At 50.0% G+C, this 16,358-nt stretch carries 16 protein-coding genes; 2 read left to right on the forward strand and 14 right to left on the reverse strand.

What is annotated here, in order from left to right; translation table 11 throughout:
* Positions 1-69: 69 nt before the first annotated feature.
* The 7 genes from ACQGXV_RS34410 to ACQGXV_RS34440 all read right to left on the reverse strand — a co-directional run bounded on the left by ACQGXV_RS34410 (position 70) and on the right by ACQGXV_RS34440 (position 5,909).
* Positions 70-2,481, reverse strand: coding sequence for a phage tail fiber domain-containing protein (locus ACQGXV_RS34410; RefSeq protein ID WP_440864515.1), 2,412 nt, complete (start codon positions 2,479-2,481; stop codon positions 70-72).
* 9 nt (positions 2,482-2,490) lie between these two features.
* A complete protein-coding gene (gene terL, locus ACQGXV_RS34415) occupies positions 2,491-4,101 on the reverse strand; it encodes a phage terminase large subunit (RefSeq protein ID WP_440864516.1) in 1,611 nt (536 codons plus the stop codon).
* A complete protein-coding gene (locus tag ACQGXV_RS34420) occupies positions 4,098-4,436 on the reverse strand; it encodes a hypothetical protein (RefSeq protein WP_440867799.1) in 339 nt (112 codons plus the stop codon). Before ACQGXV_RS34420 ends, terL begins: the two co-directional genes overlap by 4 nt.
* 62 nt (positions 4,437-4,498) lie before the next feature.
* Entirely contained in the window at positions 4,499-4,705 is a 207-nt protein-coding gene (locus ACQGXV_RS34425; protein ID WP_440864517.1) for a hypothetical protein, read from the reverse strand.
* Complete coding sequence (locus tag ACQGXV_RS34430) at positions 4,702-5,499, reverse strand: phage antirepressor KilAC domain-containing protein (RefSeq protein WP_440864518.1); 798 nt, start codon at positions 5,497-5,499, stop codon at positions 4,702-4,704. Before ACQGXV_RS34430 ends, ACQGXV_RS34425 begins: the two co-directional genes overlap by 4 nt.
* The gene (locus tag ACQGXV_RS34435; protein WP_440864519.1) at positions 5,477-5,758 is read right to left on the reverse strand and encodes a hypothetical protein; all 282 of its coding nucleotides are present in this window, start codon (positions 5,756-5,758) and stop codon (positions 5,477-5,479) included. Before ACQGXV_RS34435 ends, ACQGXV_RS34430 begins: the two co-directional genes overlap by 23 nt.
* Entirely contained in the window at positions 5,748-5,909 is a 162-nt protein-coding gene (locus tag ACQGXV_RS34440; RefSeq protein ID WP_440864520.1) for an Arc family DNA-binding protein, read from the reverse strand. The genes ACQGXV_RS34435 and ACQGXV_RS34440 overlap by 11 nt, the downstream gene beginning before the upstream one ends.
* A gap of 111 nt (positions 5,910-6,020) precedes the next feature.
* On the opposite strand from ACQGXV_RS34440, the gene ACQGXV_RS34445 reads away from it, so the two are divergent.
* Both ACQGXV_RS34445 and ACQGXV_RS34450 read left to right on the forward strand, forming a co-directional pair.
* Complete coding sequence (locus ACQGXV_RS34445) at positions 6,021-6,326, forward strand: Arc family DNA-binding protein (RefSeq protein WP_440864521.1); 306 nt, start codon at positions 6,021-6,023, stop codon at positions 6,324-6,326.
* A gap of 48 nt (positions 6,327-6,374) precedes the next feature.
* Positions 6,375-6,803, forward strand: a complete 429-nt coding sequence (locus ACQGXV_RS34450) for a hypothetical protein (RefSeq protein ID WP_440864522.1) — start codon at positions 6,375-6,377, stop codon at positions 6,801-6,803.
* A 181-nt stretch (positions 6,804-6,984) separates the two neighbouring features.
* On the opposite strand, the gene ACQGXV_RS34455 is transcribed toward ACQGXV_RS34450, so the two are convergent.
* From ACQGXV_RS34455 to ACQGXV_RS34485, 7 genes are read right to left on the reverse strand one after another with little or no spacing between them, the layout of a single operon-like run.
* Complete coding sequence (locus ACQGXV_RS34455; RefSeq protein WP_440864523.1) at positions 6,985-7,464, reverse strand: hypothetical protein; 480 nt, start codon at positions 7,462-7,464, stop codon at positions 6,985-6,987.
* Entirely contained in the window at positions 7,464-9,992 is a 2,529-nt protein-coding gene (locus tag ACQGXV_RS34460; protein WP_440864524.1) for a hypothetical protein, read from the reverse strand. The genes ACQGXV_RS34455 and ACQGXV_RS34460 overlap by 1 nt, the downstream gene beginning before the upstream one ends.
* Positions 9,989-11,272 carry a hypothetical protein gene (locus ACQGXV_RS34465; RefSeq protein ID WP_440864525.1) on the reverse strand — a complete coding sequence of 428 codons (1,284 nt, stop codon included), beginning with the start codon at positions 11,270-11,272 and terminating at the stop codon, positions 9,989-9,991. Before ACQGXV_RS34465 ends, ACQGXV_RS34460 begins: the two co-directional genes overlap by 4 nt.
* Before the next feature lie 2 nt (positions 11,273-11,274).
* Positions 11,275-13,404 carry a hypothetical protein gene (locus ACQGXV_RS34470; RefSeq protein ID WP_440864527.1) on the reverse strand — a complete coding sequence of 710 codons (2,130 nt, stop codon included), beginning with the start codon at positions 13,402-13,404 and terminating at the stop codon, positions 11,275-11,277.
* Entirely contained in the window at positions 13,404-13,928 is a 525-nt protein-coding gene (locus ACQGXV_RS34475) for a hypothetical protein (protein WP_440864528.1), read from the reverse strand. Before ACQGXV_RS34475 ends, ACQGXV_RS34470 begins: the two co-directional genes overlap by 1 nt.
* Positions 13,929-13,930: 2 nt before the next feature.
* Positions 13,931-14,377 carry an N-acetyltransferase family protein gene (locus ACQGXV_RS34480; protein WP_440864529.1) on the reverse strand — a complete coding sequence of 149 codons (447 nt, stop codon included), beginning with the start codon at positions 14,375-14,377 and terminating at the stop codon, positions 13,931-13,933.
* Positions 14,378-14,379: 2 nt separating this feature from the next.
* Positions 14,380-16,356 carry a hypothetical protein gene (locus ACQGXV_RS34485; protein WP_440864530.1) on the reverse strand — a complete coding sequence of 659 codons (1,977 nt, stop codon included), beginning with the start codon at positions 16,354-16,356 and terminating at the stop codon, positions 14,380-14,382.
* Positions 16,357-16,358 lie beyond the last annotated feature (2 nt).

Below are 16,358 nucleotides of genomic sequence, written 5' to 3' on the forward strand. Positions count from 1 at the left end.
ACGCATCCCGTGTCTATTGGTAATGCGTATGCTCTGAGTTTATGTGTTCAGATTCCCGACTTTAATTACCTAAATAGGTAATTCGTACCACGCACGCGCTTCCCAACTTACAGGCACTGCTACGGTAGGTGTATTGCCTGCTCTGTCTGTTATGTAGAAAGAAATCGTTGTTGCCGTTGCGTGAACTCGGCGCACAAAATATTCACCTGATGACCCAAAAATTGCACCACGCACGACTGGCGGCGTTCCTCCTACTAACCCATGGTTTATCGTTGCACCGCTAAGAACGTTATCAAGCCCAAATGAATAGGTTTTAAACCCTTGAATGTTACGCAGGGAGCCGTGCGCCCAATTACGGGTGATGAAGTTAGCTGTGTCTGGGCTTGCATAATCGAGTTTACCGTCATGGATATCTACGCTACAGCCAGAAACTAGGTTTATGTGTTTCCAAGTTATTGCTTGGCGGAAATTAAAATCACTTAAACTCAATGTGCAAGCTGTTATCGCACGAAAGTAACTGGCGGCAGAGGGTGTGTCAATTAACCAATTACTGCAGGTTAGCGTTCCTTTTGCTACTGTTGCCCCATCTACGTACTCTCCTCCATAAACAATGGTGTCACAATTAGTGCCACCACCACCACCGGTAATGGTTATTCCATGAATGGTGTTGCGTCCACCAGACGCTTGCATGTAGATCATGGCTTTGTTAACGAGCGAGGTATCAGTCATACAGTTTTCAAGTGTAATATTCTCATAGTGAACGTTTGTTACTGGAGTATTCCTCCCACTATGATCTATGCCGTTCCCTGAAACTGCAATTTGGTGGCTATTTGAGCCATTTTTTAAATGGATGTTACGATAAGTAACGTTATCAAACCCACCCATATGAATGGTGATCCCCGAAACATTATCCTCACCTACAATATTTTCAACTAGCCAATTTTTAGATACTGTAACTTGAAGATTATTGACACCCATATTACCGCGAAGAACACCTCCGCAATTTTTAACAGTGCAACGATTATAATGAACATTGCCGCTCAGCCAAGCATCGCTACCCATAGCCGCATAGTTTGGGAAATAGGCAGATGATGGACCAATATTGTCATATGTACAGTCTTCAACAATCTGACCAAGTACACCAAACAAATTGTGCCCCATATAGTAAAAATTCTCGAATTTACAGTCGCGAATTTCTACGTTTTTGCATTTACACATATAAACACCGCCGGAGTAATTATCACCGGTGGGGAATGATGACGATGCTGGGTCTGACAAATTCTGCATATTCCCTTTAAAGTGTAGACCCTCGATACGCACTCCATCCATAGGTCCATAAGTCTGGCCAGGAGCGGAGTAGTCGCGTATAAAGTTACTGATAATATTACAGCGTGAAGCCATTAACCGCAGCTCTGGATATGAACCATCCCCATAGAAATAGGTGCCTTCATTAGCAGGCATGATGCCCTTCCATTCGGTAGAATCATTAATACCGTAGAAATCACCAGGCTTGGGGACTAATACAGACACGCCGGCATCAGCAGCACGCTGGAATCCGGCGGTATCCTCATCGATATGGACACCGTCACCAACCGCACCGGCCATCTGCACTGTAAGATTCTGACCAGACGACCACTTAAGCCGTACCCCATCAGTGGTAACAAAACAGGTAAATCCATCGTCTGCACTTGTGGTGTCATCGCTTACAAAAAGACGACCGCCACCAATACCAGGAGCGAAACTGTGATAGCCCAGCAACTGAATTTCCTGACCTGAAGCTAAACCAGTCAGCGCCCTTAGCGTTACGACATCAGGACACGGCATCACAAGTGATGAACCTCTATAGCTGGCAAGTTGCACCAAAACATCCGCTGCCGATCCCGAGACGGGAACCATCACGGTAGGATTACCCGCACTATCAAACGCGGGAACTTTATTGGCACGCTGGGCGGCGTTCGGCAGCGCTGGGATATCGACATCAGCAACACGCAGGGTTTTAGCGCGTAATGCGTGATCCTGCGACCGTGTCCATTTTTTCGTTGCCGCATCCTGGTCATTTACCGGATCGGAGAGATTCGCTATGCGGTAGCCTTTCGCGTTAAACGGGCCGCCAAACACGGGCCGTAATAGCGCCACGCCGAGCGAAACAAAGCTTTGTTTAATAGCCATCCACAGGCGGTCAAAATCGAGGTTAACGGTGTCCGCCAGAAGGTCGCCATTGTCTTGATATTCTGTTAAACGCACCGGCGCAACCACGCGATCAAGCATGACAGTGACGTCATTTGCCGGGGGAGTTAAAAACGTGACCTCCCCGCCGTTAACGTTGCCAATCCCTGTCACGGTAAATCCTGTAGAAACCGCTTCGCCATCCAGCGACACGGTTAAATCGTCTGCATTGATCAGATAAAACTCGTAGGGGAAAACGGTTGTTATGCCGTTTGCAGTGTAGACGTTGAAGGGATTCTGATCGGGGACTGCCATACATTCACCTTAATGGTCAGTATCGACCATGATTTCACCATCGTAGGGTTGCCAATTCTCCCGACTGGTGGCGTTCGGTTTCCCGACCAATTTACCGATACGCACCGGCGTTTGACCGATCGCCCCCGCACCGGAGTCGATATAGTCATCAGGCTGATCGGCAACGACTGGATTGAAATCGCGCATCTGGTCATACATTGGGCCGTCTAGCACATCGCTGTGAGCCCACAAAAAGCGGGAAGAAAGTGGAGCCTCGAACGCATCGAGAATGCGTTTTTGTTTGTTGGTAACGCTAAATTCTTCCTGAACGCCGCACCCGGTACCCTTCAATGCCTGACGCAGCAGTTTTCCGGCAAAGCTACCGGGCCCGTTCACTTCCACCACCACGCGGGGGATCTGATACTTGAGCACCAGGTCGCGTATCTGCACCACCTGGCCGCCAATGATTTTGTCGTTATCATCAAACTCGGCCAAATCCCCGGTTAGCGCCTGGCACACCTGCCAATACAAATGCCCGCGCGAATCGGTCAGCATCAAAGAAAAGGCGCTGGCATCTGCCTTAACTTTCCCTGTGGCCACATCCCACCAAGCGACCGCGCCAACAATCTGCACACCACCCAGCCACATAGAGCAACCGCCATTGGCATAGCGGATTTCAGGGGGCACAGCGTATTCACGAATGCGATCGGGATTGAGCCGCACGTCACCCACCGGCTTACTGTGTAGCTGATACTGGCTATCCCATTCGTTGATGGTGCGCGTTTCGCGGCGGCGGCGTAGCATTTCGTCACGGGTAAACCGTTCCGGCCACTCGCACCCGGCGTAACAGTCGATCAGCATGTCGGGCGCTTCGGCAAAAACAATACCGTCAGCGCTTAACAGATAATCGGTACCCTCCACCAGCAGCCGCGCGCCGTGGTAAATCCCGGCAAACACAAATTCCGGCCGGAACGGTAAGGCGTATTCTTTGTGCCTGGCGTCCTTTTCCTCGATACGGTGTTCATGGTGAAACAGCTTGATGGTAAGACAGTCAGCGCCCAATTTTTCCACCTCGTCATAAAGGCTGTCATGGGTGTGCGGGGTACCGACATACAGCTTGCGTCCGCCCGGTACCAGAATGTGCGTTTGCTCCCCGAGCCGGTACCGCAATTTCTCGCGCGCTTCCGGCGTCTGGATATTTTTCGGGACTTCCACATCGTCATTCTGGCACTCGTTAGCACGGGCACCGGTGACGTTCGACAGGATGCCTTTTGCGAACATGCTGGCATTACGCATATCCATTGCCCCGTTTACCCACCACTGTTCAACGGTGCCTTGCCCGTCCGGCAGCATGCCACACGTCAGCGGATGGTTTCGGATGACGTTTTGCGTATCGCGGCTGGTTTTATACGCGCTGGGGTCGGATTCAGACTGATGAAGGATGCGGTACTGACGATTGCAGTAATACCGCCAGGCGTTATACACGGCGAGAATGGTGGATTTACCAAAACCACGAAAGCAGCGGAGCACCGCCAAATCGCCGCGATGCTCCAGCCAGTTAACGGCGCGGTAATGACATTCCGGTACCTCCCACTTCATGCGCTCCGCCCACATGATGAAGAAGGCGACAAAGGAAATCATTTTTTCCCTTTCTGTAACCGCTCAATGATAGCCGCCGCTTCCCGTTGAGCGGCTGCAACCTTCTGGCCTAAACCAAAATCATCATCGTCTTCCCCCTCCGCTGTCGGGGTACCGCCGCGCGTATGGATGCCGATAAGCGTATGCACCTTGGTTAACAACGTCAGTGTGGCCGCCGCGTTCTTCTTGAACCAGTAGCGATCGCCACGCTCCTGTTTGGTGTGCTTGTCGATGGCTTTACCCGCGCCGGGCCAGTTGTCGGGATCGGCTTCAATCAGCACGGTATCGGTGAGCTGGTCGCTCAGGAGGGAAAGGCGGGTTTTGTGATCGTTGTGCATAAGAAAAAGCCCCATGATAAACATGAGGCTATCATGCTATGGGTGGGCGTTCGGTTTTCTGACTATTGCTGCCGTTGCAGTTGGCGCACCTCATTCTGAACTGCGTCGAGCTTGATAAGGGTACATTCCAACAGATAAAATTCATCGGAATAAGCATCTATACCGCCAATGCTCTCCCCAACGTGCTCGATCATCCCTTGAATTTCATTAAGAGTATCTAGCAAGACAGTTAGCGTGACGCTGCGAGACGACAAATCGATACCTTTCATTTTTGCTGTCCTTCATTCAGTATTTTTGATAGGTAAGTCAATCCTTTTACGGTGATCAGAACTTGCTCACAAACTCGATCCGTGCCATCCGGCATCTTAATCATCGTTACCTTATGAGCGAGATATCCAGACTGAATTTTATCTTGATATGCTAAATTGTTGCTTCCCCCCGGTCGGCGGTAAATCCAGCGGTTCTCACGCAAGAACGTGAACAGTTTTTTCGGCTGCACTTGAAGCGCTTTTGCCGCTGCGGTCGGATTCATCAGACCATCAGCATCAGCGATGCGGTCAAACGCTTCCACTTTTGGCGCATCCTCATGCATTTGGTTCTCCAGTAGATTTACATGACTTTTCAGGCGTTCCTTTTCCTCCTCCGCTTGGATCACCATTAGAGCCAGTTCTTTGACGTTCGGCAGCGCCAGCGGTTTGAGTTTCCCTGTTCGATAGTCAATAAACGTCTGGTTCACCTTCAACCGGAACGCCGGAGAGATCCAGCCAGCATATTCGACAGCCAGCAGTTCGTGAGCGAAAGTGCCTTGAACGCTTCCACCCTTAAGGGTTTTTATTACCGATACCGAGATCTCGGTATCGCTCAATGTTTGCTCAAGTTCAGCGATTAAAGCCTGCGTGCTGTCCAATGCTACCCAGTAACTGGGGCCATTCTTTTTCTCTGAGCCGCTCGCCTTGTGTAACGCGTTCAGGTTAAACCGCCCTTCCTCATCGGTGGTAATTTCGACCCCAGCTATTACCGGCATATTTTTTTCTGTTACACTAAACATTGTTCGATACTCCAATGGTCTTGGCCTCGGACAAACTCGATGCTCTGGCGGCTGCAACCGCTGGGGCATCACCCAACTGATTAAATCCGCAATCTAAACCTTTCAGCCCCTCATCAATCAAACCTCGAATCACTTCAACGCTACTGATAGCATCCTCAGACCACAGCTTGTCTCTATCATGTAGAGCCACGGCTAACAGACTAAGCAGAGACCTTGCCTTACTGATTGGTAAGGTGCATTCATCAAACATGGCGATGATTTCATTACTGTCCATTGGGTACCTCTTCTATAAACGAACGCTCAAGACGTTTCACAACCTCACTATTCAGTGATCGCCCTTCATCCTTGGCGGCCTGTTTTAGTCGCCGTTTTAGTTCTTCTGGCATCCTAATTCCGGTCGGTGCGATGTTTCCTACACTCTTCATAAACCCTCCATTTGACTACATGATGTAACCATTAAAATACTACATGATGTAGCTATCTTGTCAATGCTAAAATGACTACATTATGAAGTTATTTTTTCCAGAAAGGATTACATGATGAAAGGTGCCAGCCAAATAGCCCCATTTGGCCTTCGTATGCCGGAAGAGTTAAAAGAAGCCATTGCAGAGAGAGCCAAGCGTAACGGCCGTTCAATGAATGCTGAAATTGTTCAGATTTTAAGCGATGTTATTGAAGATGTATTATCAACACCGGAAGCGCACAATAATGAAGTGAAGTTCAAAATAAATTCGGTAACATCAGAAGATGGAACCCCCTCCTTCTACGTTAAGCTCGGAGAAGATGGCATTCTAAGAATTAGTGGGAACGTTGATTTTATTAATGGTGAAGAACCTAAGTAATTAGTAACTCTTTAATCAATATTAGCTAACCAAGGAAGCTAACGAAGAATGAAGTCATTAGCCCCCCTACTCTTAGCGCTCCCATTATCGGCGCTTGCAGGAAAAAACTGTTTTAATAATCACATAAAAGAAGATATGTGTAGACAAGCGTCAGATATAGCAAGGGAAACTCAGCGTAGCTTACCTATAACCTTGTCAGAGCGAGTAGAGATGTACTCTATAGAAGCTAAAGAAAACAAACTTATAGCAAGAGTTAAGCTGGGAGTTACTGAAGATGAAATACTAGCCACAGCAAAGCAAAAACATATTCAACCAGGCGTAGTTAAAACCAGAATGGCCGAACTTGCTAAAAACGGAGTTTGTGCAAATAAAAATCCGTTCAGATCTTTTGTCAGGCTGGGGGGTGAAATGGAGTACATTTACACCCACCCATCGGGTAACGTTTATAGCACTGTCAAAATAACATCATGTGATTAATCGGTCACTTCATCCCAGGGTCTACCTGATTAATGATCGGGGCTATCCAGAACAGGTTATTCCCCGGCAATAAAGTACGTACGTTATGCATGATGCGATCGCCAGCGTCGCCATTTAGCACACCTGCGGTCACGTCGGTAACGGTGTCAAGTAGGCCAAAGGTCGGGGTTTTGGCTGGGTGTCAAGAACCTTTTTTTACCCAATTGACGATAGGCCCTACCGTCCAATCATAAAGAAAGGATAGAAAAAGACCTATAATCGCTGAGTAGAACCCTATGCCAAAAGTCACTTCGCTATCGTATCGACTACGCTCAAAACTGATAGAGCGAATAAAGGTGTTGTAATCAAAATCCTCAAAGCCGCGATTCAATCCCCCGAAAAACATAAGCAGTACACCGATAACTAAACAGAGAAAGCCAACCCGTTTAATCGGCGCATTTAAAGGATTAAATAGTTTTTTAAACGAGAACCTTTTACTGAAAACAAGAAAAACCAATAAGAGAAAAAAAGCTGTAATGCCGATGACTAATACAACTAATACCGTATCGTGGGCCTCTTTCTCCCGAATTCTAGCGTCCAGTTGCTCCTCGGTTATGGCGTGCGCCATGATATTTTCATAAAAGTGCGCGTTTTCTTTTTCGCTAAAGCTGAATATATCCATTATTCCTCCCCCCATACCGCACCAAAATTAGGCCATCTATCCGGCATTGTTTCACCAGGCGTCCACCAAGAGTTTTGATCATATTCTTTTTGCGCACGTTGGCGCATTCTGCGTAGATAGCCAGGGGAAAAATACTCCTGAATATCGTGGAAAATCATATGATCTAGTGCTGCTTTTGCATACCAAAGATTTGCACCCGGCGTATGGCTTTTTGCAAAGCGAACCCAGCCAGCGCCAACGTGAACATCATCCCCAGCAGCAGCTTTATGAACCGCACCTAAAGTGAGGTTATAAAGTGCTTCAACATCCCCGGCAACAGGGCCGCCGATTGAGGCAATAAAACTACTGCCGTATTGCGTTTGGTTTGCTAAAAGAAAATCACCATAGAGGCCCAGTGCGCCGCCTTTTAGCATTGCCTGCACCCAAAACTCGGGGGTGGTCATGTCGCGCGGATCTCTGCCGTTGGCAATTTCGCTAAGCTGAACAGCCATCGCGCCAAGCAACGTAGTCGAAACTATCAGCGCCGACATATACGCCCCTTTGCCTGCCCCCTCCTGCGCCAGTGCGCGCCGGACGTGCCGCATCACGATAGCGACCGGGAAACTTTTGAACTGAAGCGCAGACCGCCACAACTCACCTATCGGGGTGCCGCGCTCCGTTCCGCGGTACATGAATTCACGCTCCCGCGCCCCCGGCTCGATAGTCCCCATACTGGCTTCGTCCTGCACCACACCCAGCAACTTTGTTGCCGCATCGTCGCGCAGCCGGGCGGGCGTCGTGGAAAACTGTTTTGCCAGTGGCTCAAGTTGCTTATCAGTCAGCGCAAGTATTTCGTTATGCGTCAGCGCGGTATCGCCCAGGCAGCTCAGGTCTGTTACCTCTGCTTTTCGCCACACAGCCCAATCCGCCGCCGTCACTCCGGCATTTTGCAATCGCTTCCTATCCCCGGACTCTAATTTATCTAATGAGGCATGCTTACGCGTAAGCGAACCAATCGCATCAAACATCACAGCCCCTAATCCTTGGTTACTGGCCGCACTTAGGGCATTAAGGCCGGATGCCCGCATAACCAATCCCGCCACTTTTCGGGCAGCAGATGACACCCTGCCAGACGTATCAGTTAATGTACCCAGGGAATCATCTGCAAAGCGAGATAGGGAGTTTAGGTAATAGTTGATCCCAAGCCCGGCCCGCCGCGCTGCTGCCCTAGCCTCAGAATTTGCTGGATTAAGAAGCTTTAACTCATTTTCAAAAACCTGCACCACTGGAAGATTATTTATCTTGGCCGTAATCATGAGATTACCCTGATCACCAACCGCAGCCAGTGTGGCAGAACCCAAACGAGAAGCAACATTAATGCTTCGGTAGGTATCAAATGCATTTTTCAGCAATACAGACTCTGGAATGTCTTGCTGCCCGGCAACATCTTTATATAGCCGCTCCGCCCGTTTTGCTGCGCGTTCGGTTCGTTTTGCATGTGCGGGATCTGCATCAATCATGGATTGGCGCGCCATATCCAGTTGAGTACGAAACTGCAAATCAGAATTAGGGCCAAGTGTTTCAATCAACGCTATATCCCGAGACAACCTTTCTACATGCCCAACCAATAGCGATAAGAGATCTTTGTCGCCATACTTTTGCTGCGCAAGCATAAAACTGTCCGCATCCTTGTAGTGGATACTTCTTGACTCACTCCCGTGATTCGCGCGCAAGCTGTTGCCAGCAAAGCGCCCAGGCTCAACCTTATTCACCCCACCCGTAGCAATCGTCTGTGCCGCATGAGAAAGAAAGTCTCGTAACTGAGCCTCAGTCATCAGCGAGCCGTCTTCATTCAGATATGTGCGCCGATCTACCCAATTTACATGGTCATCAATCCATGCTTGTCTGTTTTTCGCCACCCTTAGCTGAGAGTGATTACGCGGCATAGCCCATGACTCCAGACGCCCAATAGCCCCGCCAGCGTTATTAAAACGTTGGCGCAGATATTCGGTTACATCATGAAATTCTTTTGCTGCCGCTTTTGCTGCTGCATTTCCACTACTTTCCCCATGTAGCTCTCTTATTACCGCTCGGTTCTGTTCAGGATCTGCCAGCAAGCTAAATAATTTTCCTTTAGTAGTTTCCACTAAGGACAACATCCGGGATAACGCCATATCCCTGATTGCTTTAGCTTGAGACTCCACGGATAAAACCCCACTGCGTTGATCGGAATCAAACGCAATAAGTCGGTCAAGAGCACGAATAGGAGTATCACTAGAGCTTTCCACATAATTTTTAACGCGGTCATGGGCCAGAATAGTTAGCGCAGTGCGCCATTTTTTTAATTTTGCCTCCCGAGTTATCTCGTCTGCTGCTGATTTACCCGCTTCCCTTAACCGATCCGCCCGAGACATTGACATCCACCCTGGGTTATTTTCCGCAAGGCGTTTGTGATGTTGGTTGATACGATTTTCGATACCGCGCACCTCTGCCTGATTAAGAGGGCGACCAATTGCATTAACAACCGCCTGAATACATTCTGCTCTCATTGATGACCATGCCTCAGTTCACATTCAATTGCAGCCATAACCCCCCGCGCATCCTGTTCAGCACGAGTAATTAACGCATCATCATCCCTTAGCATTTCCGTTGCGGAACGCTGAAAACTACTTCCCAAGTCATCTTCAACACGCACAGCAATGTCACCACGCCGCGCTAATACTTGGTTCGCGTTATCGATATCTCTGAGTAACGGATCGACATTCTGCGTCACCGTTTCAGATGCTGTATCTGGTTTATAAGTCACATCCACTTGAGGGGCATTTGACTGCGCGGAAGCGTCATCAGGCTTAATGCTGGGTAGCTCCCGACCAATAAAATTGGCGTCAAAAACCCCCTCAACGCCTGATACATCAACTGGCTCTCCGCTATTAAGCTGCTCGGATGCAGTGTCCAAAGCTCTCTGGTGCGCGACATTAGAGGCCATATCCGCAGGTAACCCAGGGGCCGTATCCTCCCTGAAGTATTGCGCATTCCTTGCCGTTAATGCCGCATCGACTGCCGCAGGCGTTGCTGGCGCTCCAGCGTGGGCAAAACCGCCAAAGGCAGCCCCTAGCACCGTATCAGCAATTAACGCTGTAGCGTCCCAGACCTTGTATTGTCGGGCCATATCCTGATAGCCCCGATCTTCCAGATAAGCGCCTGTGATCCCCCTTTGTGCTATACCAAGAGCGGTGTTACTCACTGCCCCAGATGCCAGCCTAGATAACAATGTTTTTGCATAAGGTGCGGCTGGCATAGCGGCACCCAGCCCAAGAGTAACCCCCTCAATAACCGCGCGCCCCGCGGAAGTTTCAGCATCTAATCCCTTACGACGCCCTTCATCATCAAGAAAAATAGCTTCTGTTCCGCCCGCCAACACAGCCCCACCAGCTACCCCGCCAGACAAAACCCCAACACCCGCCCTCGACATTACATCCCCCAACCCATTTAATATCTGACCCGTTACCGTTGTGACGGTAGGGTCTGGGGTTTGCAATTCGATATTTTTACGTACTATCCCAAGCTGCTCGTCAAGGTACCCTTGGATGTCTGTACCCGCGTACTCATCTACCCTTTTAGCGATAGGCGAAAGCAATTCTGTCGCGGGAGCACCAATTGCATAAGACAGCTTATTTAGTCCCCGATCAACACCGCGAATAGGTTCGACGATTAAATCACTAACAGAAAAAACACCGGGATTTATCTGCTTTTCAGATATGTGATTGAAACGCAAGATATCATCAACAAACTGTCGATTTTCATTTTCATCAAAAGAAAAGATATCCATTATTAATACCCTCCATAAAGAGAGAATGCTTCTGTTTTTAGATAATCAGGAACACCAAAATTAGCGGGGCTGTCGCCAAATTTTATATCTTTTATTTTTTGGTTAATAACAGCGGCTTCGGCATTGTTAATGCCATCAATAGTGGCTTTTGAAAGATTAACAGTTAACGGGCGACCCTTCTTGTCGATCAATGCATCAATACCCTGACTGACTATATAATCACCATCACTACCAGCAGGGACTAAACTGAACAAGCTAGCTTGCTTAGCCCTCGATACATCCATCCCCTGACGCTCCAACGCCTGATAAAGCAACGCAGGATAGCGATATTTAAAATCGCTGGTACTTACACCGACAGGAACAAAAACCTTTCGTCCACCAAGCGTAATCGCTTCGCCTATCGTTTTGTTTAAAGCATCTTTCACCTTAGATCGGGTAACATCTGTTGAGTAATTTCCCTTTTGTGTGGCATCTCCGACGCCATAGGCAAAGGTTAGGGTTAAGGCGTTTTGTCGCGCTTGCGGCCTACCTGCAAACGCATCACCGACGATAGAATCAAACTCCTCTTCCCAAGTTTTTTTAGCCTTATCCCAACTCGACATATCCCCCTTCTGCCCTTTAATTTGATCATACCCTTGGAGAACCTTATTTGTGCTTTCCATGCTTGGTAAAGATCCAGCTAATGCCGCCGTAGGCGTTTCTGGGTATATTTGCTGCATCAGTGCCTTATAGTCACGATCATTCGGCACCATGTTGCGCAAACGCGTTAATATTTCAGATTGTTGCCCGCTGGTTTTATCTTTTAACATTCCAGCCAGATAAGTGGCCTCCTGAGGCAATAAAACTTTATGGGGAACTTTAAAGCCCACCGTTGAGCTAATGGCATCCAACGTGGCGGAACGTTCCTGCAATTGCTGTGAGAAACGCTGAGTTATATCTGCCCCATCCATAGCACTCATCGCTGCGGCGGTTGTCGGATTTAGGGCAGTCATATCAAGGGGCGTAATAGCATCGCCAGTGCGGTTTTGGTTGAACAGCAGCGGGGTTTCCATTAACTGCTTATTGGTCTTCTGCACTGCGCTGTTTAAACGCTGGGCAAGGCGCCACTGGCGCATATCTCCGCCATTCGCGTTCAGGTTGGCATACAGATTATTGACGTAATTCTGTGACCCGGCAGGACCGGCTGAAATAACTTTCCGTATTGTGCCCTGATCAGAAAGTAAGTCCTTCACCTCGCCCTCGACACTTGTTCCTTTTGTGGACGCGATTAGTTTTTCTTGTTGCTCCGCCGTGGTAGGTAAATCGGAATACACCTGCTGAGCAAAAGAATTATACGTTCTGGCCGCCAGCGCCTCCCGCTTTGCCTCCGCTGCTGCTGCCTTTGCTTCTAACCGTGACTGGTACCCCATGGCCTGATTCAATAAGGCATTGCGCTTGTCTGGATCCAGCTTATCAATATAAAAACCTTTCTCAGACGTAAGTTGGTTATTTAAATCAGACAGTGCAGCGCCGTTATCTCTCGCCTCCATTAATTTCTGTTGCGCCTGGTTGAACCAGTTTCGATCAACCCAGCTTTGCCGCACCTTCGCCCACTGCGCACCGTAAGCAAGCCGCCCTTGCTCCTCGTACGCGCTAGACATGACGTTGATTTTTTCGATATCTGCGCCGGGGTAATTGGTCAGTTTTGCAAGCTGATCAAGCTGTGTGTCCACTTGGTCACGCGCTTCGATTTTCAGTGCGGCGCGCGCGTAGCCTCGCGCAGTGGTAAGCCCATCGGATTCATAACGCTTCAAACCACCTTCAGCAATTTGTGTCTCTGCTATTCCCAGCCCTGAAAACTGTGGTTTTTCCAGTGCACCTACGGCCTCGTTGTAAACGTTCTCTACCTGGTCAGCGCGTAATGTTCCATCCTCGACACGTTGGCGAATGGACTCGTTAACATCTTTAAGTTTGATCTGGTAATCAAGAAGAGACTCGCTCGCCCGAGCACGAACAACCGTGTTAATTTCTTTCTTTACATCATCTGCCAGCCCTGCAACCGCTTGTCCTATAGCGCCTGCACCGCTCACGTTGACGTGCGTTGGCTGGGGTGTGGGAACCGAATTACCAAAATTACCGGTTGGGATACGCATTAATTAATCCCCATGTTGCCGAACAGGTTGTTTGTTGATGCGCCGGTTTTGGCTGCTGGTTTATCTTGCGCAGTCTTCCAGCCAGAATAAGCTTTCGCACCAGATGACAGTAATGAACTCCCCGCGCTGATATAACCTGATGTGGCGGCATTGCGACCGCTAATCCTGTCAGCTTGCCCTTGTGCCCGATAACGTGAGGCGGTGTTTTGCCCGTTGAGGATAGTCATCGTGGCGTCTTCTTCCGCGTCGCCAACAATCCCAGACGTAATACGCAACGCGGTACCCGATCCCGTATCAACGCCGGATGCAGCATAAGCGGCATTTGCTTGTGCTGCCTGCGCTGCACCCGCCTTTCTAATGCGCTCAGCCTCAACCCGTGCCGCTGCGGCTGCTGCGTCCGCATCGGCCTGTGCCTGATCGGCCTGATAATCAGCCATTTTTTTTTGCTGCACCCCGCTCGCTACAGCCCCACCAGCAGCGAGGACTGACGAGGCGACTAACGCAATTTCAACACCAGTACACATAGTTAAACCTCCATCGAATACAACAGGCCAGTACGTGCCAACCCGAGACGTTGATACAGTTCACCTGTGCGCTCTTCGTGAATGCCCGTGGTAATTCCCATACGGATTTCACGCGCGCCGTTTTCTTTCGCCCAGGCGATAAACGCTTTCACCAGACGGTATCCGGCTGTAGCGCCTCGCCGTTCTGCATCGATAAAAACGCCGTATTCAAACGCCATGCGGTCGCTGGAAAACCATTGCTCAGCAATGCCGCCACCCATCCAGCCGATAATCTGCCCATCGTGCTCTGCGACCAGCACCACGCCAAAACAGGCATCGATAAGTTGCTCCGCCAGCGCGCGGCATTTCTCCGCATTGAATGAAAAATTCCGGTAGCGCGATTCCTGGTGCATGCGCATACCCAGCAGTACCAGCGCCGGAATATCCTCTTTTCTCGCAGGTCGGATCATGGTTAACCCCCGTTACTGGTGAAAGTGGTCATCACAGCCAGCAGGTGAAACGGCAGCGGCTGTAATTGCTGAATAAGTAATGTGTCTTCGCCTTTTTCCCAGCCGAGTTTTCCCCACGAGTGATCGCCGGTAAAAAGCGGTGCGGGTTGGTTGAGAATTTTCGGGCCAAAGCGACGGAAAGGAATGGTTTGCCCGTTGCAGGTTGCGCCGGTGGTGTCGAGAAAACGCATGGTGACTTCACTGGTGCGCTTGCGGGCGTTCTGTACGGTGCCCTCGCTGGTGGAAACTTCCTGCGTCAGCGTTTCTATGGTGGTGTTGAAATGCAGCCCGATGGCGACGCTTTTCGCGGTGCGGGTCAATGTGACAGAGCCATCGGTTACTACCTGTGCGGGCATGACGTTACCGTCTGCGACGATATCAACGATTTTTCCTTCGAGGTGGTTTAACCCACCCCACTCTTTTGCACCGGCTTCACTGGTGCCGGTGACGGCCGCATCACTGCGCAAATCATCCACCAACAATTCAACGTAGCGCACCGTCTCACCGTTAATTTCACGCTTGACGATGGTATAAACCGCATCGCCTGAATCGGTGGGGATTGACGATACCGACTCAAAAGCACCCTCGGTGAGATGCCGTGACCAGGCGATCACATCCTGCGAACGGTCAAGCACCATCGAGCACAGGGTGCCATCGGCACGGATCAGCCAGGCGATAGAATCCGGCTGCTGCTGGTAGGCCATTTCCACGATGCCCGATTCAGTGATGTGCTCAGACAGCACAGACAGGTCATTGGCGGAATAGGCGACGTAACTGTCAGGGTCATAAGCGACCGCAAACAGTTTGCGGCCTGCGCGCTGGATGAAAAGGATTTCGGTACCGACACGCACTGGGCGAATGTTATTGCAGCCGTAGGGGCTGGGATTTTTTACAGAAATATTTGTCGGTGTAATTGCCGCATCCGAGCCACCGGTTAACGTGAACTCGCCGCCGTAGGTCAGCGCAATAAGCGTGTTCATCTGCGCCAGATGCACAATCGGGTTTAACTGGTCAGAGGAAACCGTAAACGACATGGCGTCGTCGTCCTCGTCGCCCAGCTCGAAAGACAGGTAAGAGCCGGTTTCACTGAACCACACCGTTTGTGGGTACTCAGGAGAGCCCCCCAGTACCAGCCGTTGCTGGTAGAACGTCACGGCACCCGGATAGCCCAAATCCTCCGACCATACGCTATCCTCGCGCGTCCATGCCCCCGGTGATGCTGCCTGCGTAGCGGAAAGGTCGGAACGAATAACGCCTACGGCCTCCTGTGCGTTGGTGATGGTGTTGATCAGCACCAGACCGCTATTGATTCGCACGTACGAGCCCGCATCTTCGGCAACCCAGCCAGTGCCGGTAAAGCTTGTTTCTGCCTCATCATCCCATAGCGTCAGCGTGATAGCCGAGCCGACAAATTCCTTTACCGATGGCTTGCACCATTTTTCCGGTGTATCGCGGATTTCATCAAACGGCATCACCACAAATTCAGCAGCGGCCAGCGTCCATTCTGTTTGTGCCTGGCGCTGTAACCGTTGCGGTGGAATATCCTGGTGAACCAAAAACATCGTGTCGGCGCTCTGCACAAATTTCACTTCGGGCAGCATGCTTTCAGTGAACGGGCTTGCGATTTCATAAGGGGTTAAATCATCATTAACCACCTGTGCGCCATTCTGGAAAAAGCGCACGTAGCCGTCGCCAAATTCCAGTTCGTACGCCTGAGAGCGGTTAAAAACGAAAGGGATCAGGCGGGATTTTTTATCGGCGTATTTCGTGGCCGCAATAAACCGTGTACCGGGACGGCGCTTAACGCCACCGTGAACCACACATACCGCGTTCTCTACCTGTTTTGCGCCATTGGCATAACGCGCGATATCCACGCGCCCCATTAAACGCGGAGAAATCTCGCCAGCGGTAAAATTGGTTTTTATCAGATTGGCACGCATGG

Source organism: Symbiopectobacterium purcellii (assembly GCF_052050035.1).
In the GTDB taxonomy this organism is placed as follows: domain Bacteria; phylum Pseudomonadota; class Gammaproteobacteria; order Enterobacterales; family Enterobacteriaceae; genus Symbiopectobacterium; species Symbiopectobacterium purcellii_A.

What these genes read in the sequence shown, in the direction of transcription:
- ACQGXV_RS34445 (WP_440864521.1), top strand. Translation starts at nt 6,021, where the DNA reads ATGATGAAAGGTGCCAGCCAAATAGCCCCATTTGGCCTTCGTATGCCG.
- ACQGXV_RS34440 (WP_440864520.1), bottom strand. Translation starts at nt 5,909, where the DNA reads ATGAAGAGTGTAGGAAACATCGCACCGACCGGAATTAGGATGCCAGAA.
- ACQGXV_RS34470 (WP_440864527.1), bottom strand. Translation starts at nt 13,404, where the DNA reads ATGCGTATCCCAACCGGTAATTTTGGTAATTCGGTTCCCACACCCCAG.
- ACQGXV_RS34455 (WP_440864523.1), bottom strand. Translation starts at nt 7,464, where the DNA reads ATGGATATATTCAGCTTTAGCGAAAAAGAAAACGCGCACTTTTATGAA.
- ACQGXV_RS34475 (WP_440864528.1), bottom strand. Translation starts at nt 13,928, where the DNA reads ATGTGTACTGGTGTTGAAATTGCGTTAGTCGCCTCGTCAGTCCTCGCT.
- ACQGXV_RS34460 (WP_440864524.1), bottom strand. Translation starts at nt 9,992, where the DNA reads ATGAGAGCAGAATGTATTCAGGCGGTTGTTAATGCAATTGGTCGCCCT.
- ACQGXV_RS34435 (WP_440864519.1), bottom strand. Translation starts at nt 5,758, where the DNA reads ATGGACAGTAATGAAATCATCGCCATGTTTGATGAATGCACCTTACCA.
- ACQGXV_RS34465 (WP_440864525.1), bottom strand. Translation starts at nt 11,272, where the DNA reads ATGGATATCTTTTCTTTTGATGAAAATGAAAATCGACAGTTTGTTGAT.
- ACQGXV_RS34485 (WP_440864530.1), bottom strand. Translation starts at nt 16,356, where the DNA reads ATGCGTGCCAATCTGATAAAAACCAATTTTACCGCTGGCGAGATTTCT.
- ACQGXV_RS34450 (WP_440864522.1), top strand. Translation starts at nt 6,375, where the DNA reads ATGAAGTCATTAGCCCCCCTACTCTTAGCGCTCCCATTATCGGCGCTT.
- terL (WP_440864516.1), bottom strand. Translation starts at nt 4,101, where the DNA reads ATGATTTCCTTTGTCGCCTTCTTCATCATGTGGGCGGAGCGCATGAAG.
- ACQGXV_RS34410 (WP_440864515.1), bottom strand. Translation starts at nt 2,481, where the DNA reads ATGGCAGTCCCCGATCAGAATCCCTTCAACGTCTACACTGCAAACGGC.
- ACQGXV_RS34420 (WP_440867799.1), bottom strand. Translation starts at nt 4,436, where the DNA reads ATGCACAACGATCACAAAACCCGCCTTTCCCTCCTGAGCGACCAGCTC.
- ACQGXV_RS34480 (WP_440864529.1), bottom strand. Translation starts at nt 14,377, where the DNA reads ATGATCCGACCTGCGAGAAAAGAGGATATTCCGGCGCTGGTACTGCTG.
- ACQGXV_RS34425 (WP_440864517.1), bottom strand. Translation starts at nt 4,705, where the DNA reads ATGAAAGGTATCGATTTGTCGTCTCGCAGCGTCACGCTAACTGTCTTG.